The following is an 18,456-nucleotide window of genomic DNA, read 5'->3' as shown; positions in this document are numbered from 1 at the left end:
ACACATGGCATCAGCGTCCTCATCCTTGTGCCTCCTTCGCCTGTCTGCCCTGGGCGATGTCACCCATGTCGTGCCGCTGGTGCGTACCCTGCAGGCCGCGCGCCCGGATACGCCGATCCACTGGATCATCGACAAGGTCGGCCACAAGCTGCTGGACGGCCTGCCCGGCGTGGTCTTCCATGCCTATGACAAGAAGACCGGCATGGCCGGGGTGAAGGCACTGCGCCATCAGTTGCCGCCCGGGCGCTTCGAGGCGCTGCTGCAGATGCAGGTGGCCTTCCGCGCGAACCTGCTGTCGGCCTTCATTCCGGCCGAGCGCCGCATCGGCTACGACCGCAGCCGCTCCAAGGACCTGCACGGGCTGTTCATCAACGAACGCATTCCCGACCGCCCCGGCATCCATGTGCTCGATGCCATCGGCAGCTTCTGCGAGCCGCTGGGCCTGCGCCAGGACACGGTCAGCTGGGACCTGGCCGTACCGCCGGCCGCCTTTGAGTGGGCCGCGGCGCAATGGGAGGACGATGGCCGCCCGGTGCTGATGATCTCGCCGTGTTCCAGCCACGTGCGCCGCAACTGGTATGCCGACCGCTACGCCGCCGTGGCCACCCATGCCCAGGCCCGTGGCTGGCGCGTGGTGCTGTGCGGCGGCCGCAGTGAACTGGAACGCAGCATGGCCGATGCCATCCAGGCCCAGCTGGAGACCCCGGCACTGGATCTGGTGGGCAGGGACACGCTGAAGCAGTTGCCGGCGCTGCTGGCCCGCGCCGACCTGGTGATGACCCCCGATTCGGGGCCGATGCACATCGCCAACGCCATGGGCAGCAAGGTGCTGGGCCTGCATGCGGCCAGCAACCCGCACCGCAGCGGCCCGTATTCGGACCGCCGCTACTGCGTGGACCGCTACGACGATGCCGCGCGCAAGTACCTGGGCAAGCAGGCGGTCGACCTGAAGTGGGGCACCAAGATCGAGTTCGACGATGTGATGGAACTGATCACGGTCGAGGACGGCATTGCCGCCTTCGAGCGCTACGTGGCCGACCATCGGGGTTGATCGACGGGCGGGTGGGCCCATCCACGCATGGCGTGGATCTACGGGATTACGCGCGGGGCGCGTAATCCTGGTACGACTTCTCTTCCACGTACACCGAGCCCAGCGCCAGGTTGATCGCCTTCTTGATGCGCGCGCGCTCGTCATTGCGCAGGTAGACACTGCGCGCCAGGTCGATGAAGCCCTGGTCGAAGGACTGCGCCTTTTCCTTCAGGCGGATATCGTCCTCGATGTCCCACAGCTGCTCGTTCACCGCCTTCAGCTCGGCACGCAGCTTGGCGATGTCCTTCACCGCGGCCGGATGGCCCATCCAGGTGGTATCCAGCGCCGACAGCTCGCGGCGCACATTGGCCAGCTTGCCCTCGTCACTGATCCGCTCGGACTTGATCTGCAGGATCGAGATCTTGTCCAGCAGCTCGCCGAAAGACACAGGCACCAGGATTTCAGCGGTCATGGGGGACGCTCCAGCAAATGATGCGCACATGGTAACCCGCAGCGAAGATGCTGTTCCCGCGTGACAGCAACCCGATGTCGCGTCGGGTGGAACAAGCCCCTCTGTTGAGGGGCTGCCCCGACAGGGGCGGGGAGAGGCAGGCAAAGGGAGGGGCCCCATACGTTGCGCAGCAACGCATGGGGCGAAGCGCGCAAAGCGCGTTTCGCATCCCGCGCCAGATTAAAAAAAACGGGCTGCCCTAAGGCAGCCCGTTTTTTTTAATCTGGCGGAGAGGGGGGGATTCGAACCCCCGAGGCGCTATAAACGCCTGCCTGATTTCGAGTCAGGTACATTCAACCGCTCTGCCACCTCTCCAGATGGTCCCCGGCGAACCGGGGACGCGAATAATACGAGGAAGCGAGGCAGACCACAAGCCATTGCCGCACATCCGATGAAATATTTCTGACTGCATGCCTTGCCGGATGTCCGCTTGGCCGTGATGATGCCGTTCTCCCCGGCATCACCCTTCCCCAGCCCCCACCATGATCGAATTCGGACACCTCACCCACCCCGGCCTGCGCCGGGAGCTCAACGAAGACACCTATTACGGTGATGGCGAGCTGTCGCTGTGGCTGGTGGCCGACGGCATGGGCGGGCATGCCTGCGGCGAGGTGGCCAGCGCGCTGGCGCGCGAGACCATCGTGCGCGAGATCCGCCGGGGCGCGCCGCTGGCCCAGGCCATCCGCACCGCCGACGAGGAGATCATCCGTGCCTCGCGCCGCCGCAACGACACCCTGCCGATGGGAACCACCGTGGTCGCCGCGCGGGTGCAGGGCAACCGCTATGAGGTGGCCTGGGTGGGCGACAGCCGGGCCTATCTGTGGCGCGACGGCCAGCTGGCCCAGCTCAGCCAGGACCACAGCGTGGTGCAGGAACTGGTGGCGCAGGGCAACCTGACCGCCGAACAGGCCCGCGCCCACCCGCACCGCAACGTGGTGACCCAGGCACTGGGGGTAACCGACCCCACCCACCTGAACGTGGCCACCACCAGTGGTGAACTGCGCCCGGGCATGCAGCTGCTGCTGTGCAGCGACGGCCTGACCGAGGAAGTGGACGACCGCGGCATTGCCCGCACCCTGGCCTACGACGATGCAAGCGCCCAGGAATGCGTGGACACCCTGGTCGCCGCCGCCCTCGACGGCGGCGGTTCTGACAACATCACCGTAATCCTGGTGCGCTGCCACTGATCCTGACGCACGCACGCTGCATCTGGGGGAGAGCCCCCTGAGTCAGGGGGCGGACGCGAAGCGGCGGGGGTATGGGTGATGATGAGACGGGGCCCACGATTTGCAGCGCAAATTGTGGGGCGTCAGCGCGAATGCGCTGGCGCGTCATCGGACAACATCACCGTAATCCTGGTGCGCTGCCACTGATAGCCACGCATGGCGTGGCTCTACTGTAGATCCACGCCATGCGTGGATACGATGAGGGTAGATCCACGCCATGCGTGGATAGGGTGGTAGCGCCGGGCCATGCCCGGCGGCCCCCCCCACCGCCTACGCGCTCGCCGCTTCTTCCACCTTCGGGCCATCCCACAACGCGTGGCCGGCCTTCTTGCGCAGGCGCTCCAGGCGGGCGGCATGGGCTTCCTGCTCGGACGGCGTGGCCACCACGCGCGGGCGCGGCAGCAGCGCACTGGTATCGAACGCCTGCAGCGCCGCCCCTGCCCCACCGCCCTCGTCGTCCAGACCGAAGCCGATTTCTTCCTGGCCCGAGGTCAGCGCGATGTACACATCACCCAGGATCTGCGCATCGAGCAGCGCGCCGTGCAGTGCGCGGTGCGAGTTGTCCACGCCCAGGCGCTTGCACAGGGCATCGAGCGAATTGCGCTGGCCCGGGAACCGCTCGCGCGCCAGCGCCAGGGTGTCGACCACGGTGCAGTGGTCGGTGATCCGGCCGTACTGCGGGCCCAGCAGCGACAGTTCGTTGTCCAGGAAGCCCAGGTCGAACGCCGCGTTGTGGATGATCAGTTCGGCGCCCTTGATGAAGGCCAGGAACTCATCGGCCACCTCGGCGAAGGCGGGCTTGTCGTCCAGGAACTCCAGGGTCAGCCCGGTCACTTCCTGCGCGCCCTGCTCGAAGTCGCAGTCGGGCTTCAGGTACTGGTGGTAGTTGTTACCGGACGGGCGGCGCTTGAACAGCTCCACGCAGCCGATTTCGACGACGCGGTTGCCCTTCTTCCACTCCAGGCCGGTGGTTTCGGTATCGAGAATGATCTGACGCATGGGCTCAGTTTACCGGGCTGCCGTCGCGGATCTGGGTCGCGGCATTGCGCGCCAGGGTATCCACGCGCTCGTTGTCCGGGTCACCGGAATGGCCCTTCACCCAGCGCCAGTCGATCTGGTGGCGCAGCGTGGCCGCATGCAGGCGCTCCCACAGCTCGCGGTTCTTCACCGGGTCGCCGCCGGCGGTCCTCCAGTTCTTGCGGATCCACCCCGCCATCCACTGGGTCAGGCCCTGGCGCACGTACTGCGAATCGGTGAACAGCACGATGTTGCACGGCTCGGTCAGGGTTTCCAGCGCACAGATGGCCGCCATCAGCTCCATCCGGTTGTTGGTGGTGTGCGCTTCGCCGCCACTGAGTTCACGCTCGTGCCCCTTGTAGCGCAGCAGCGCGGCCCAGCCGCCGGGACCAGGATTGCCCAGGCAGGAACCGTCGGTGTGGATTTCAATGGTTTTCAATACAACTCCAGATCAGGTGGCTACGGTGCCGTGCCAGCGCACCGGCAGCGGGGTCGGCCCTGGCAGGGCCAGCGTACGTTTTTGGGCATGGAACAGGCAGGCCGCCCGCAGCGGCGCCCAGCCGGGGCGCGCGCGGCTGCCCGGGCCCTGCCACAGCGGCCCCAGGTAGCGTGTCTGCCCACAGTCCAGCCCGTGCCGGTCCAGCAGCTGGCGCAGGCGTTGCGGGGTGCGCACCACCAGGCCGTGTTGGCGCCAGCGCGCCCGGTAGGGGCTGAACGGGTTGAGGCTGGTCAGCCACAGGTGTCCGCCGGGCATCAGCACGCGCTCACATTCGTCCAGCAGCGCATCGGCGTCGGCGGCGGTCACGTGCTGCAGCACGATTGCGTTCACGCTCTCGTTGGCCAGCGGCAACGGCAGCGCGCAGCGGGTGTCACCGGCGTAGCCCTGGCCGGTGCGGTACAGGCGCAGGCCACGCCCGGCGGCCTGCGCGTCCTGCAACCAGGCCGGGCTGGGCGCGATCCACAACCAGGGTTGCACCGGCAGCGCGGCCAGCTGCGGCAGCAGCAGCTGCCGTTCCAGCACGCGCAGCGGCTGCGCCGGCTCGCTGTCGAACCAGGGCACCAGGCTCGCTTGACGGTGGCTCTGCAGCAGGGGCATGGTCCAATTCTATGCGACTGACTGCCCTGCCCGCATTTGCGGATAACTACATCTGGATGTTGACGGCCGACGACGGCGCCGCGGTCGTGATCGACCCTGGCGATGCCGCGCCGGTACTGGCGCTGGCCGACCAAGGCCTGCGCGTGGACACCATCCTGCTCACCCACCACCACGACGATCACATCGGTGGCGTGCCCGCACTGCAGGCGCGGTTTCCCGGCGTGCGGGTGGTGGCCCCGGTGGAAGAACGCATTCCCACGGCCACCGAGCGGGTGGGCGAAGGTGAACGCGTTCAGGCACTGGGGCAGATGTTCCACGTACTATCCGTGCCCGGGCACACCCGCAGCCACATCGCGTTTCACACCGCTGAACAGCTTTTCAGCGGCGATTCGTTGTTCAGCCTGGGCTGTGGACGCCTGTTCGAAGGTACGCCGTCCCAGCTGCTGGCATCAATGCGCAGGCTGGGTGCCCTGCCCGCGCAACTGCTGTTGTGTTGCGCTCACGAGTACACCGTGTCAAATGCCGTCTTCGCGCGGCATGTCGACCCCGCCAACGCTGCGTTGCTGCAGCGCCAAGAGGAGGCTTTGGCCATGCGCCGCGATGACCGTTCCACCCTGCCGGTAACCCTGGCCAACGAGCTCGACTGCAATCCGTTCCTGCGTACACATACCGCGCCGATCCGCGCGGCGGTGTCGGCGCACCTGGGGCGCGAGGTCGTGGACGACGTCGACGTCATGGCCGGTCTCCGGCACTGGAAAGACGGCTTCCGCGCATGATGCGCCGAAGTCTGACGCTGGCCCTGGGGCTTGCCCTGGGGTTGGCCGGGAACGCGGGCGCGCAGTCGCTGGGCGCCGGCATCAGCCAGAACCTGACCGCCGCTGCCGCGGTACCGCTGGACCCGACGGCCCTGCCGGCGGCCAGCGTGCGCAACGGCCAGGACATCTTCACCAGCTTCCGCGACGGCCTGGCCGAGCCCACCTGCGACGCCGAGGCCACCAGCCCGCGCTGGCAGAAGCAGTTCGCCCACGCCCCCTCGCGCCTGGCCAACCAGGACGATGACGCCCTGGTGCTGTTCGGCTATGTAGTCGAAGAACTTCGCAAGGCCAACCTACCCACCGAATTCGCGCTGATCCCGTTCGTGGAAAGCGGCTACCGCCCCAATGCCCGCAACGGCAGCGGCCCCACCGGCCTGTGGCAGTTCATCGCCACCACCGCGCGCAACCATCGCGTGCCGATGTCCAACGGCTACGACGGCCGCCTGTCGGCGGTGGAATCGACCCAGGCAGCGGTGCGCTACCTGAAGACCCTGCACGGCATGTTCGGCGGCGACTGGCGCCTGGCCACCATGGCCTACAACGCCGGCGAGTACCGGGTGCTGCAGTCGATGCGCAAGGCCGGCATGAACGCACAGAATGCCAAGCCCGCCGCCCTGCCCGGTCTGTCGCCGGTCACCCATGCGTATGTGGAAAAGCTGCATGCGCTGGCCTGCGTGCTGGAAAACGTGGAAGACCAGCCGGGCGTGATGGCCTCGCTGGACCGCACCGTGCCGGTGCTGAAGGACCACACGCTGCCGGCCGGCACCACGGTGCAGCAGTGGGCCGCGCAACGGTCGCTGGACCCGGCCCGCATCGCCCGCCTGAACCCCGGTCTGGCCGCAGGCAAGCGCCCGAGCGGCAACGCCCGGGTGCTGGCGCCGGTTTCGGCCGCCAATGCCAGTGTGCTGGACGCCGCGGCCGCCGTGGCCGCTACGGCGGCTACTGAAGCGCCCATCGCCACGCCTGCACCGCAGGTGGCCCGTACCGTGGCCAGCGCCGCCGACCGCCCGCGCAGCCGCCGCCACACCGTACGCAACGGCGAATCGGCCTGGACCATCGCCCGCCGCTACGGCATGCCGGTGAAGGCACTGCTGTCGTTGAACGGCCTGAGCGGCAGCAGCGTGCTGAAGCCCGGCGCCGTACTGCGCGTGGAAGACTGACCCGCGCCCGGTAGAGTCGAGCGTTGCTCGACTGCACGCCCCGGTAGAGTCGAGCTTGCTCGACTGCACTTCAGTCGAGCATGGCTCGACTCTACACATGGTGGCTTCAGTCGAGCGTTGCTCGACTGCTTCAGTCGAGCAAGCTCGACTCTACGAAGCCTGCCCCCCCCTCGCGGCACACAACAAAAAAGGCCCGGCATTGCCGGGCCTTTTCGTTCTGCGCGCCGCCCTGGGTTACAGGTTGGCTTCGGTGGTCTGCACCACGAACTTCTTGCGCATGGCTTCCACGAAGGCCTTGGCCGCAGCGGCGCCATCGATCTGGGCCAACTGGTCCTTCAGCTGCTTCTGCTGCTCGGCGGTCACTTCCTTCACGTCACCCGGGATGACCTTGTCCACCACGAACACCAACGCGTGGCCATTCACGTCAATCTTGCCGTAGCTCGGCTTGCCCTCGGTCGGCACCGGCGCGCTGAAGATGGCGCGGTGGATGTCCGGGGTCGGCACCGGCTGGCTGCGCGGCAGGCCCGGCATCGGGCTGACCTGCAGCTTCTCGCTGGCAGCCAGCGACTGCAGGCTGGCGCCGCCCTTCAGCTTGGCCAGCAGGGCGTCGGCGGCCTTGTCGCTGACCTGGCGCTGACGGTCGGCACGGATGGCGGCAATCACCTGCTCACGGGCCTTGTCCAGCGGCAGCGCCTGTTCCGGGGTGTGCGCGGCCACCCGGATCACCACGCTGTGGTTGCTGCTGCCACCCACGGCGATCGGATCGCTGGAGGTGCCGTCCTGCACGCGCACGTCGGAGAACGCATCGCGCAGCACGGCCGGGTCGGCCACCACGCCACTGGCGGTGGCGCGGGTGATCACGCCGGTGGTCTGCAGCGGCAGGCCCACTTCCTTGGCGGCGGCGGCCAGATCGCTCGGGCTCTTGTTGATGGCATCGACCAGGCGGCTGGCCAGTTCGTTGAAACCGCGCTCGCCATCGGCCTTCAGCTGCTCGGCGGCCAGGGTGTCACGCACTTCCTCGAACGACTTGCCTTCGCCACCGCGCACCGCGGCGACCTTGATGACGTGGTAGCCGAAATCGGTCTTCACCGGGCCGACGATCTCGCCGGCCTTGGCGGCGAACAGGGCATCTTCGAACGGCTTCACCATCGCGCCGCGTTCCACCCAGCCCAGGTCACCGCCCTGGTCCTTGGAACCGGGGTCCTGCGAATTGGCCTTGGCCAGCGCGGCGAAGTCAGCGCCACCCTTGGCTTCGGCGGCCAGCTTGGCGGCCTTGGCTTCGGCACCGTCGCCGGTCAGCAGGATGTGCGCGGCCTGGCGCTGTTCCGGCGCCACGAACTTGGCCTTCTCTTCTTCATAGCGCTTGCGCAGGGCAGCTTCGTCGGCGGCGGCCGGGGCCGGGGCCGGGGCCGGCAGGTTGGCGCCATTCACTTCGACGAACTCCAGCGAAACCGATTCGGCCTGGCGGAAATCCTTGCCGTGGCTGTCGTACCACTGCTTGATCTGCGCGTCGGTCACCGGCGCGGTATCGGCCGGCACTTCCGGCAGACCCACCAGCTGCACGTCGCGGGTTTCGCCCAGCAGCTTCAGCAGGCGCTCGGTCTCGGCCTGGGTAACGAAGCCCGAATTCTGCAGGCCCGACGGAATGACCGACTGCTGCAGGCTGTCACGCACCAGTTCCTGGAACTGGGTGGGCGTGCGCGGCGGGTTGCCGGTCTGCAGGGCCAGGCGGTAGTTGGCTTCGCTGAACTTGCCATCCTGGCCCAGGAAGGCCGGGATGGTCATGATGTACTCGCGCACCGCGCCGTCGCCAATGACGACACCGGCCTGTTCACCGACCAGGCGAACGACCTGCTCGTCCACCAGCTGATCGAGCACGGCCAGCTTGTTCTCGGTGCTTTCAAACGCACGCGGGTCGAAGTCTTCACCCTGCTGCTGGCGGGCGCGCATGCGCTCCTGCTCGAAGCGGGTGCGGAAATCCTGCGAACTGATCTCGTGGTGCTGCCACAGCAAGCGCACCGGCCACCACGACGGCGCCGAGCGCCACCAGGTCGGCGGTGCCGAAACCTTGGCCACGTTCTGCGCGCCGACACCACCGAGGTAGCTGTTGTCGATCACGAACAGGAACGGAATCATCAGCAGCCCCAGGATCACAGTGACGATCCAGCCTGAGGTCTTGTCGCGGAGTTTCTGCAGCATGGTGAGGAATCACATGGCCTGATTGGCGAGCCCGGCAGTGTAACCCGCTTCGCCGCAGGCACCAAAAACGGCCGCAAGGCAGGCGGCACAAGCCTCTGCGGCAGGTCGCCAGCCCCCCGGCATGGCTGCCGCAGCCGTCATTGCGCATACTGGCCGCCCCGGCAGGCATGCGACCTGCGTTCGGCCCGCGGCAAGGGCGGAGGAAACCACGCCCATGCGCATCCTGGTCACCGGCGCGTCCGGCTTCATCGGCGGCGCCCTGCTGCGCCGCCTGGCCTCGCTGCCGCAGGTACAGGCGCTGGGCGTCGGCCGCCGCCCGCTGGACCGGCCGGACTACGTGCAGGCGGACCTGCGGCAGCCGCTGCACCTGTCGTTCCGGCCCGACGTGGTGGTGCATGCGGCGGCCTTGGCAGCGCCCTGGGCCAGCCCGGCGCAGTACCGGCAGCACAACGTAGACGCCACCGCGCAGGTCATCGCCTTCTGCCAGGCCAACGGCCTGCCGCGCCTGCTGCACCTGTCCACTACGGCGGTGTTCTACCGCGCCGCGCACCAGTACGACCTGGACGAGGACAGCCCGATCGGCCCGGCCTTCCTCAACGACTACGCGCGCAGCAAGGCGGCAGCCGAGGCGCTGGTATCGGCCTATCCGGGGCCGCACTGCATCCTGCGCCCGCGCGCAGTGTTCGGCCCGGGCGACACCCTGCTGATGCCGCGCCTGCTGCAGGCCGCCCGTCGCGGGGCGTTGCCACGGCTGGTCAGCGCCGGCGGGCCACCGCTGATCGACCTGATCCACATCGACACCCTGGTGGCGTACCTGCTGCGGGCCATCCAGGCGCCCCGGCTGGCCCCGGCCTACAACCTGACCAACGCGCAGCCGGTGGATGTGCAGGCCCTGCTGCAGCGCCTGCTGGCCGCGTTGGAGCTGCCACCGCTGGGCCGCCGCCTGCCCACCGGTCTGGCGCTGGCCGGCGCCGGCGCGCTGGAAGGCGTCTGGCGCCTGCTGCGCCTGCGCGGCGAGCCGCCCATCACCCGCTTCGGCGTGGCCGCATTCGCCTATTCAAAGACCTTCAACCCGCAGCGCATGCTGGCCGATCTGGGCCCGCCCCTGCTGGGCATGGAGACCGCCATCGAACGCCTCATCCACGAGCAGCGTGCGCAATGAACACCGTGAACCTCGTCAGCGCCGCAATCGCACTGGCCTACCTGCTGCTGCTCGCCCTGAAGGCAACGGGGGCGATGCGCGTGCTGCGGCAACGACCGCCCAGCCCCCACATCCGCTTCGACGGCCGGGGAGTGGCGATCCTGCAACCGATCCTGGGCGGTGACCCACTGCTGGCCCAGGTGCTGGCGGCGAACCTGCAGGCGCTGCCCGGCGCGCATTTCCACTGGCTGCTGGATGAAGCCGATGCGCTGGGGCGGGCGGCGGCGGCGCAGCTGTGTGCGCAGTACCCCGACCACCCCATCACCTGCCTGCTGCACCCCGCGGCGCCGCAGGGCATCAATCCCAAGACATTCAAACTCGATGGCGTATTGCCGCGCGTGCAGGAGCCGGTCGTGCTGGTGCTGGACGACGATGCGCGGCTGTCCGCAGCGGCGCTGGCACAGATGCTGGATGAGCTGCCGCACGCCGATCTGGTCACCGCCCTGCCCTGCTACCGCGACGACGCCCGGTTCGGCTCCCGATTGATGGCGCAGTTCGTCAACAACAACACGGCGCTGACCTACCTGGGCCTGCTGCCGTGGCTGGCACCGCTGTCGATCAATGGCATGTGCTACGCACTGCGGACCGCGCGCCTGCGCGAACTGGGCGGCTTCGCGCCGCTGCGGCACATGCTGGCCGACGATCTGGCGCTGGCACGCGCCCTGCGCGACCAGGGCGCCCGTTTGCACCAGTCCACCGCCTGCGTGGAAGTGCAGACGCATGTGCCGACGCTGCAGCGCTACCGGCAGCAAATGCATCGCTGGATGTTGTTTGCGCTGCTGTTGCTGCGCGATGAATCGCGTCCGGTACGCGCCTTGATCGGGCTGCTGCACGGCCTGCCGCCGCTGCTGCTGTGGGCGGTGCTGCTGCTGGCGGCGTGGCCACCGCTGGGGGCACCGGCACTGATCGCGGCCGCCGTGCTGCTGCTGCGTGCGGCGGTACTGATGCGGCTGCAGCGGCGCGCCAGTGGGCGCGTGCGCCATCGCCCGGTGCTGTCGGTGCTGGCCGAACTGCTGCAACCCCTGCACCTGCTGCACGCGACCTGCGTGCGGCGCATCCGCTGGCGTACCCATCTCTATCATGTGCGCGCCAATGATCGCTTCCACGATGCCTGAACCTGCCGCGCCGCCCATCCACCTGCAGATCGCCTTCCTGTGCGGGCAGAGTGATCCGGCGCGCTGCGCGCTCAGTCCGGCTCAACTGCAGTTCGGCCAGGCGCTGCTGGCAGCTGGCCGGCGCCTGCATCCCTGCAACTTCCCCTACGACGCGCAGACACTGCCGTTCCGCCGCGTGTCGCTGCTATCGGCAAGCTGGCACAACAGCCGCCAGTACCTGCGCTCACGCCAGCCGGCCTTCGCCCGCCGCCATGCGGCAGCGGTGGCTGATCTGCTGCACGCGGCGCCACACACGCTGTTGCTGGCCGGCAGCTGCGGGCTGGAACTGCTGGCCAACCTGCAGTTGCCGGCCGCACTGTCACAGCGGTTCAGCATATTGGCCTATGGCCCTGTGGCGCGACACGCCCCGGCGGCCGCACGCCTGCAGGTGCTGGTGGGGCGACAGGACTGGATCTCCCGAGCCGGCTGGCGCGGCGCGCGACACTGGGTGCGCAGCGGCCACATGGATTACCTGCAACAGGCGCCGGTACTGGCGCAGGCGCACGCGTTGATCGCGCGCATCGAGCAGGCGTTGCCATGAAGATCGAGCTGCTGGCACCGCCCTACAGCGGTCACCTGCATCCGCTGCTGGCCATCGCCCGGCAACTGCAGGCGCGGCACCAGGTAACGGTGCTGAGCACGCCCGGCGCGCAAGCGGCGATTGCCGCCAGTGGGCTGCGCGGCGATGTGCTGCTGTCGGCCGCGCACGAAGCGGCGCTGTGGCAGATCGCCAACCCCGGCGTGGCGGTGAAGGCCAACCCGCTGCGCATGCACGCGCAGCTGCGCCAGGCCCTGCAGTTGATGGCGCAGATGCGGCACGCGCTGCAGCAGCGCTGGGCCGAGCAGCGGCCGGATCTGGTCATCGTTGACTTCACCCTGCCGCCGGCCGGCCTGCTGGCCGCCGAACTCGGCATCCGCTGGTGGACCAGCCTGCCCTCGCCCTGCGTGCTGGACTGCGCCGATGGGCCACCGCCCTACCTGGGCGGCATGTCGCCGCCGCGCACGGTGTGGCAGCGCGTGCAGCAGGCGGCGGGGCGGCAGATGATCCGCCTGTTCAAGCGCGGCGTGCATGCCTGGCAGCGCCCGGCGATGCGCCGCCTGGGCGTGCCTGCCATCTACCGCCGCGATGGCAGCGAACAGGTCTATTCCGATCAGTGCATCCTGGCCCTGGGCGTGCCGGAACTGGAATTTCCGCGGCGCTGGCCGGCGGCGCTGCAGTTCATCGGGCCGATGCTACATACCCCGCACAGCGAGCACGCAGCGCCGCCGTTCGTGGACGGCGCGCGGCACCTGCTGGTGACCGCCGGTACCCACCAGGACTGGGCAAAACCACGGCTGGCCGAGGCTGCCGCCGCATTGGCGCGGCAGTACCCGCACTGGCAGGTGCACGTCAGCCAGGGGCACCAGCACGATCTGTCCACGCGCGCGCAGCCGCTGCCGAACCTGCACCTGCTGCCCTTCGTCGATTACGCGCGCCATCTGCCGCGCTACGACCAGGTACTGCACCATGGCGGCGCCGGGGTGATGTACCACGCGTTGTGTGCAGGCATTCCGGCGCTGGTGTATCCGCTGGATTACGACCAGTTTGACCATGCCGCTCGCCTGCAGGCAGCCGGTGCCGGGCTGTGGCTGCGCCGCCTGGAGGATCTGCCGGCGCTGTTCGCGCACGCGTTGCAGGCCGATGCATTTCCGGGGCTGCCCGCGCTGCAGGCGTCGGTGCAGCGGCATATGGCCGCGCAGTCGGTGCTGGACCGCGTCGCATCACTTGAACGCTAGCAGCGGGCCACGCCCGGCGGGCACGTGCATGCGCACAGCCCCAAAAAAGCAAAATGCCCGCGGGTCCAGGACCGACGGGCATCTTCGATGACACTTCAAACTCTGCTGGCGGAGCGGACGGGACTCGAACCCGCGACCTCCGGCGTGACAGGCCAGCATTCTAACCAGCTGAACTACCGCTCCACATAGGCAGAACTTGTTGGGATCCGGGGATGGCGGAGCGGACGGGACTCGAACCCGCGACCTCCGGCGTGACAGGCCAGCATTCTAACCAGCTGAACTACCGCTCCACGACAAACTTCGGATACCCCTTGAAACCAGTTCACAACTTGGCGGAGCGGACGGGACTCGAACCCGCGACCTCCGGCGTGACAGGCCAGCATTCTAACCAGCTGAACTACCGCTCCACGTTGTCGTAAACCTTTCTGCTTCCCCCGGCCGGGGCCGGGAAGGAAACAAGGCGCCCGGTTGCCCGGAAGCCTTTGCAACTGGCGGAGCGGACGGGACTCGAACCCGCGACCTCCGGCGTGACAGGCCAGCATTCTAACCAGCTGAACTACCGCTCCACGTTGTCGTAAACCTTTCTGCTTCCCCCGGCCGGGGCCGGGAAGGAAACAAGGCGCCCGGTTGCCCGGAAGCCTTTGCAACTGGCGGAGCGGACGGGACTCGAACCCGCGACCTCCGGCGTGACAGGCCAGCATTCTAACCAGCTGAACTACCGCTCCACACTCAAACTTTTACTACGGTGCTGTGGTGGGTGCTGAGGGTTTCGAACCCCCGACCCTCTCCGTGTAAAGGAGACGCTCTACCGCTGAGCTAAGCACCCCAGCGAGCCGCTTAGTTTACAGCATCCTTCAGGGCCTTACCAGCCTTGAACGACGGATTCTTCGAAGCAGCGATCTTGATGGTGTCGCCGGTCTTCGGGTTGCGGCCGGTACGGGCGGCACGGTCGCGCACCTGGAAGGTACCGAAGCCAACCAGGGTGACCGCATCGCCGTCCTTCAGCGCCTTGGTGACGGCGGCAACGACAGCATCGACAGCGCGGCTGGACTCGGCCTTGGTCAGGTCGGCGGCTTCAGCAACGGCATCGATCAATTCGGTCTTGTTCATTCTTTACAGCTCCTTTGGCGGTGGGTTCCGCTTATTCGACAGGGGAGCAACCGCACGCCATCTGCGCACGGCCGCCATGTGGAAACGGTTCGCCGAATTCAGCGATCAGCGATTGCGATCACTCATTCGCGAGTGCTGCTTTTATACCAGCGGCCCTACCCCCACGCAAGCCGGAAAGCCAGCAACGACGCGGGTTTCAAGCATTTCGACAACGCGCGTCAATGCTTGACGCGCGCGTTCGAAGCCGGTTTGCCCTTGCCACGCACCGTGACGCGTTGCGCACTCTTGCGTGCCTTCTTCGGGGCCAGCGGACGCTCCAGGGCCAGGTCGAGCACTTCCTCGATGTACTTCACCGGCACGATCTGCAGATCGCGAGTGACGTTGGCCGGAATATCCGCCAGATCCTTGCGGTTCTCCTCGGGAATGATGACCGTGCGGATACCGCCACGCAGTGCGGCCAGCAGCTTTTCCTTCAGGCCACCGATGGCGGTCACGCGACCACGCAGGGTGATCTCGCCGGTCATCGCCACGTCGGCACGCACCGGCACCTTGGTCAGCATGGACACCAGCGAGGTGACCATGGCTGCACCGGCACTGGGGCCGTCCTTCGGGGTGGCACCGTCGGGCACGTGCACGTGTACGTCGTGCTTCTGCAGGAAGTCGCCATCGATGCCGAAGCCGTCGGCGCGCGAACGCACCACCGACAGCGCCGCCGAGGCCGATTCCTTCATCACGTTGCCCAGCTGGCCCGTCAGGATCAGCTGGCCCTTGCCCGGCACCAGGGTCGATTCGATCTGCAGCAGATCACCGCCCACTTCGGTCCAGGCCAGGCCGGTGACCAGGCCGATTTCGTTTTCTTCTTCGGCACGACCGAAGTCGAAGCGACGCACGCCCAGGTACTTGTCCAGGTTCTTGCTGGTCACGCTGACCTGCGCCTTGGACTTCTTCGAACCCTTCTTCGGCTTGGCCGCCTGCGGCCCGGCCAGCGCGATCTCCTTCACCACCTTGCGGCAGATCTTGGCGATCTCGCGTTCCAGGTTGCGCACGCCCGATTCGCGCGTGTAGTAGCGCACGATGTCCTGGATCGCATCGCTGCCGATCTCCAGCTCTTCCGGCTTCAGGCCGTTGGCCTTGATCTGCTTCGGCGACAGGTAACGGGTGGCGATGTTGAGCTTCTCATCCTCGGTGTAGCCGGGGATGCGGATCACTTCCATGCGGTCCAGCAGCGGGCCGGGAATGTTCAGCGAATTGGACGTGGCCACGAACATCACTTCGGACAGGTCCAGGTCCACTTCCAGGTAGTGGTCGTTGAAGGCGTTGTTCTGTTCCGGATCGAGCACTTCCAGCAGCGCCGACGACGGATCGCCACGGAAGTCCATCGACATCTTGTCGATCTCATCGAGCACGAACAGCGGGTTCTTGCTGCCGACCTTGTTGAGGTTCTGCACGATGCGGCCCGGCATGGAACCGACATAGGTGCGGCGGTGGCCGCGGATCTCGGCCTCGTCGCGCACGCCGCCCAGCGACATGCGCACGAACTTGCGGTTGGTGGCCTTGGCGATCGACTGCCCCAGCGAGGTCTTGCCCACGCCCGGCGGGCCGACCAGGCACAGGATCGGGCCCTTCATCTGCTTCACCCGCGACTGCACCGCCAGGTATTCCAGGATGCGGTCCTTGACCTTCTCCAGGCCGTAATGATCGGCGTCCAGGGTGTCCTGCGCGGCCTTCAGGTCCTTGCGCACCTTGGTGCGCTTCTTCCACGGCACGCCCAGCAGCCATTCCAGGTAGTTGCGCACGACGGCCGCTTCGGCCGACATCGGCGACATCTGCTTGAGCTTGTTCAGTTCGTTGCGCGCCTTGGCTTCCACCGCCTTGGGCATGCCGGCTTCGGCGATCTTGCGGGCCAGCTCTTCCAGCTCGCCCGGCGCATCGTCCAGGTCACCCAGTTCTTTCTGGATGGCCTTCATCTGTTCGTTGAGGTAGTACTCGCGCTGGCTCTTTTCCATCTGCGACTTCACGCGGCCGCGGATGCGCTTTTCCATCTGCTGCACGTCGATCTCGCCGTCGACCAGGCCGACCAGCATTTCCAGGCGCTCGCCCACGGCCAGCGTTTCCAGCAGGCGCTGCTTGTCGGCCAGGCGCACGCTGATGTGCGCGGCGATGGTGTCAGCCAGACGTGCCGGCTCGTCGATGCCGGCCAGGGTCTGCAGCAGTTCCGGCGGCAGCTTGCGGTTGGTCTTCACGTACTGCTCGAACAGCGACATCAGCGAGCGGGCAATCGCCTCGATCTCGCGCGGTTCGCGGGCGTCTTCGGCCTCGATCTCCACGGCCTGGCCGTGCAGCGAGCCGTCGCGCTCGTCGACGTGGGTGACCTGGACGCGCGACAGGCCTTCGACCAGCACCTTGATGGTGCCGTCGGGCAGCTTCAGCAGCTGCAGCACCTGCGCCAGGGTACCGACCTGGTACAGGTCGGCCGCGTGCGGGTCGTCGGTTTCGGCGGACTTCTGCGCCAGCAGCAGGATGCGCTTGTCTGCCTCCATTGCCTGTTCGAGCGCGTGCATGGACTTGTCACGGCCGACGAACAGCGGAATGACCATGTGCGGGAACACCACTACGTCGCGCAGCGGCAGGACCGGCAGGTCGAGGGTCTCACTTGGGGAACGGGCCATGGGGGCTCCAGGGAAGGGGAAAACCGTCTCCGGGAGGGCATCTTCCGGAGACAAAAAAAGCCGATGGCCCCGTTATGGGGCCATCGGCTTTCAGATGCAAGGCGTTCGTGAAAACTACTTTCAAATCAGCAGCTTGAAAGCGTCACTCGGCGCCTGCGGCCTTCTGTTCAGGGGCCGCCGGGGTCTGGTAGATCAGGTACGGCTCGGACTTGTGTTCGATCACCGATTCGTCCACCACCACCTTGCTGACGTTTTCCTGCGACGGCAGGTCGTACATGGTGTCCAGCAGGACCGATTCGACGATGGTACGCAGGCCACGGGCACCGGTCTTGCGCTTCAGCGCCTTGCGGGCAATGGCCGACAGGGCATCCGGGCGGAACTCCAGCTCCACGTTCTCCATCTCGAACAGCTTCTTGAACTGCTTGGTGATGGCGTTCTTGGGCTCGGTCAGGATCTTGATCAGGGCCGGCTCGTCCAGCTCTTCCAGGGTCGCCACCACCGGCAGGCGGCCGACGAACTCGGGAATGAGGCCGAACTTGATCAGGTCTTCCGGCTCGACTTCAGCCAGCACCTTGCCCACTTCCTGCTTGCGCTCGCTGCTCTTCACCTTGGCGCCGAAGCCGATGCCGCCGGCGTCGTTGGAGCGCTGCTGGATCACCTTGTCCAGGCCGGCGAACGCGCCGCCGCAGATGAACAGGATGTTCTTGGTGTCCACCTGCAGGAATTCCTGCTGCGGATGCTTGCGCCCACCCTGCGGCGGCACGCTGGCTACGGTGCCTTCGATCAGCTTCAGCAGGGCCTGCTGCACGCCTTCGCCGGACACATCGCGGGTGATCGACGGGTTCTCGCTCTTGCGCGAGATCTTGTCGATTTCATCGATGTAGACGATGCCCTGCTGCGCCTTCTCGACGTCGTAGTCGCACTTCTGCAGCAGCTTCTGGATGATGTTTTCCACGTCCTCGCCCACGTAACCGGCTTCGGTCAGCGTGGTGGCGTCGGCCATGGTGAACGGCACGTTGAGCAGGCGGGCCAGGGTTTCGGCCAGCAGCGTCTTGCCCGAACCGGTCGGGCCGACCAGCAGGATGTTCGACTTCGCCAGTTCGACGTCGTCGTTCTTCTGCCGGCTGTCGATGCGCTTGTAGTGGTTGTACACGGCCACGGCCAGGGTGCGCTTGGCACGGTTCTGGCCGATCACGTACTGATCAAGCACCTCGAGGATCTCGCGCGGCTTGGGCAGCGAACTGCGCGCCGACTGCGCCTTTTCCTCAAGTTCCTCGCGGATGATGTCGTTGCACAGCTCTACGCATTCATCGCAGATGAACACGCTCGGACCCGCAATCAGCTTGCGCACTTCATGCTGGCTCTTGCCGCAGAAAGAGCAGTAGAGGATCTTGCCGGTGTCCGTGGAACGACCTTGGCGGTCTTCGCTCATGCTTCGCTTACCCAGTTACCCCACCCGCTGAACGGGGGTTCGATTCGAGAATAGCACAGG

Annotated in this window: 16 protein-coding genes and 7 tRNA genes; 8 read left to right on the top strand and 15 right to left on the bottom strand. The window is 67.1% G+C overall.

All coding sequences use genetic code 11. The annotated features are described in order from the left end of the window. The first annotated feature begins 4 nt into the window (after nt 1–4). A complete protein-coding gene (locus tag G4G00_RS02885; protein WP_108752326.1) occupies nt 5–1,051 on the top strand; it encodes a glycosyltransferase family 9 protein in 1,047 nt (348 codons plus the stop codon). Nucleotides 1,052–1,097: 46 nt separating this feature from the next. On the opposite strand, the gene G4G00_RS02880 is transcribed toward G4G00_RS02885, so the two are convergent. Together G4G00_RS02880 and G4G00_RS02875 are read right to left on the bottom strand one after the other, a co-directional pair. After that, complete coding sequence (locus G4G00_RS02880) at nt 1,098–1,502, bottom strand: DUF6165 family protein (RefSeq protein WP_108752325.1); 405 nt, start codon at nt 1,500–1,502, stop codon at nt 1,098–1,100. A 263-nt stretch (nt 1,503–1,765) separates the two neighbouring features. Further along, a tRNA-Ser gene (locus G4G00_RS02875) sits at nt 1,766–1,856 on the bottom strand. Nucleotides 1,857–2,023: 167 nt separating this feature from the next. Between G4G00_RS02875 and G4G00_RS02870 the strand changes: the two genes are divergently transcribed. Continuing rightward, the gene (locus G4G00_RS02870; protein ID WP_108752324.1) at nt 2,024–2,728 is read left to right on the top strand and encodes a protein phosphatase 2C domain-containing protein; all 705 of its coding nucleotides are present in this window, start codon (nt 2,024–2,026) and stop codon (nt 2,726–2,728) included. 309 nt (nt 2,729–3,037) lie between these two features. Here G4G00_RS02870 and dnaQ read toward each other — a convergent pair whose 3' ends face one another. From dnaQ to G4G00_RS02855, 3 genes are read right to left on the bottom strand one after another with little or no spacing between them, the layout of a single operon-like run. Further along, nucleotides 3,038–3,766, bottom strand: a complete 729-nt coding sequence (gene dnaQ, locus G4G00_RS02865) for a DNA polymerase III subunit epsilon (protein WP_108748724.1) — start codon at nt 3,764–3,766, stop codon at nt 3,038–3,040. A 4-nt stretch (nt 3,767–3,770) separates the two neighbouring features. Next, nucleotides 3,771–4,223 carry a ribonuclease HI gene (gene rnhA / locus G4G00_RS02860; RefSeq protein WP_108752323.1) on the bottom strand — a complete coding sequence of 151 codons (453 nt, stop codon included), beginning with the start codon at nt 4,221–4,223 and terminating at the stop codon, nt 3,771–3,773. 12 nt (nt 4,224–4,235) lie between these two features. Further along, nucleotides 4,236–4,880, bottom strand: coding sequence for a methyltransferase domain-containing protein (locus tag G4G00_RS02855; protein WP_108752322.1), 645 nt, complete (start codon nt 4,878–4,880; stop codon nt 4,236–4,238). 11 nt (nt 4,881–4,891) lie between these two features. On the opposite strand from G4G00_RS02855, the gene gloB reads away from it, so the two are divergent. After that, the gene (gloB, locus tag G4G00_RS02850) at nt 4,892–5,656 is read left to right on the top strand and encodes a hydroxyacylglutathione hydrolase (RefSeq protein WP_108752321.1); all 765 of its coding nucleotides are present in this window, start codon (nt 4,892–4,894) and stop codon (nt 5,654–5,656) included. Further along, nucleotides 5,653–6,855: a lytic transglycosylase domain-containing protein gene (locus tag G4G00_RS02845; protein ID WP_108755532.1), complete on the top strand. Its 1,203-nt coding sequence runs from the start codon at nt 5,653–5,655 to the stop codon at nt 6,853–6,855. The genes gloB and G4G00_RS02845 overlap by 4 nt, the downstream gene beginning before the upstream one ends. 234 nt (nt 6,856–7,089) lie before the next feature. On the opposite strand, the gene G4G00_RS02840 is transcribed toward G4G00_RS02845, so the two are convergent. Next, nucleotides 7,090–9,054 carry a peptidyl-prolyl cis-trans isomerase gene (locus tag G4G00_RS02840; protein WP_164271059.1) on the bottom strand — a complete coding sequence of 655 codons (1,965 nt, stop codon included), beginning with the start codon at nt 9,052–9,054 and terminating at the stop codon, nt 7,090–7,092. 214 nt (nt 9,055–9,268) lie between these two features. Here G4G00_RS02840 and G4G00_RS02835 point away from each other — a divergent pair, with 214 nt between their 5' ends. Genes G4G00_RS02835 through G4G00_RS02820 form a run of 4 tightly spaced genes read left to right on the top strand, consistent with a single transcriptional unit; the run spans nt 9,269 to nt 13,185 of the window. Then, a complete protein-coding gene (locus G4G00_RS02835) occupies nt 9,269–10,216 on the top strand; it encodes an NAD(P)-dependent oxidoreductase (protein ID WP_108752318.1) in 948 nt (315 codons plus the stop codon). After that, nucleotides 10,213–11,370, top strand: coding sequence for a glycosyltransferase (locus G4G00_RS02830; RefSeq protein ID WP_164271056.1), 1,158 nt, complete (start codon nt 10,213–10,215; stop codon nt 11,368–11,370). Before G4G00_RS02835 ends, G4G00_RS02830 begins: the two co-directional genes overlap by 4 nt. Beyond that, a complete protein-coding gene (locus tag G4G00_RS02825) occupies nt 11,363–11,950 on the top strand; it encodes a hypothetical protein (RefSeq protein ID WP_164271053.1) in 588 nt (195 codons plus the stop codon). The genes G4G00_RS02830 and G4G00_RS02825 overlap by 8 nt, the downstream gene beginning before the upstream one ends. Next, nucleotides 11,947–13,185: a nucleotide disphospho-sugar-binding domain-containing protein gene (locus G4G00_RS02820; protein WP_164271051.1), complete on the top strand. Its 1,239-nt coding sequence runs from the start codon at nt 11,947–11,949 to the stop codon at nt 13,183–13,185. Before G4G00_RS02825 ends, G4G00_RS02820 begins: the two co-directional genes overlap by 4 nt. Before the next feature lie 106 nt (nt 13,186–13,291). Here the strand turns inward: G4G00_RS02820 and G4G00_RS02815 are convergent. The 9 genes from G4G00_RS02815 to clpX all read right to left on the bottom strand — a co-directional run bounded on the left by G4G00_RS02815 (nt 13,292) and on the right by clpX (nt 18,396). After that, nucleotides 13,292–13,368 (bottom strand) — tRNA-Asp (locus G4G00_RS02815). A 30-nt stretch (nt 13,369–13,398) separates the two neighbouring features. Next, nucleotides 13,399–13,475: transfer RNA gene (locus G4G00_RS02810), tRNA-Asp, on the bottom strand. A 40-nt stretch (nt 13,476–13,515) separates the two neighbouring features. Continuing rightward, a tRNA-Asp gene (locus tag G4G00_RS02805) sits at nt 13,516–13,592 on the bottom strand. An 82-nt stretch (nt 13,593–13,674) separates the two neighbouring features. After that, nucleotides 13,675–13,751, bottom strand: a tRNA-Asp gene (locus G4G00_RS02800). Between the two features lie 82 nt (nt 13,752–13,833). Then, nucleotides 13,834–13,910, bottom strand: a tRNA-Asp gene (locus G4G00_RS02795). A 26-nt stretch (nt 13,911–13,936) separates the two neighbouring features. Then, nucleotides 13,937–14,011 (bottom strand) — tRNA-Val (locus tag G4G00_RS02790). Nucleotides 14,012–14,022: 11 nt separating this feature from the next. After that, nucleotides 14,023–14,295 (bottom strand): HU family DNA-binding protein, encoded by a 273-nt coding sequence (locus tag G4G00_RS02785; RefSeq protein ID WP_004146343.1) that lies wholly within the window; start codon nt 14,293–14,295, stop codon nt 14,023–14,025. A 218-nt stretch (nt 14,296–14,513) separates the two neighbouring features. Then, nucleotides 14,514–16,964, bottom strand: a complete 2,451-nt coding sequence (gene lon, locus G4G00_RS02780) for an endopeptidase La (protein WP_164271048.1) — start codon at nt 16,962–16,964, stop codon at nt 14,514–14,516. Between the two features lie 142 nt (nt 16,965–17,106). After that, entirely contained in the window at nt 17,107–18,396 is a 1,290-nt protein-coding gene (gene clpX, locus G4G00_RS02775) for an ATP-dependent Clp protease ATP-binding subunit ClpX (protein WP_164271045.1), read from the bottom strand. Nucleotides 18,397–18,456 lie beyond the last annotated feature (60 nt).

It is taken from the genome of Stenotrophomonas sp. B1-1 (genome assembly GCF_010894375.1).
Classification (GTDB): Bacteria; Pseudomonadota; Gammaproteobacteria; order Xanthomonadales; family Xanthomonadaceae; genus Stenotrophomonas.
Note: the sequence above shows the minus strand (reverse complement) of the source record. Positions and strands in the feature narration are given on the sequence as shown.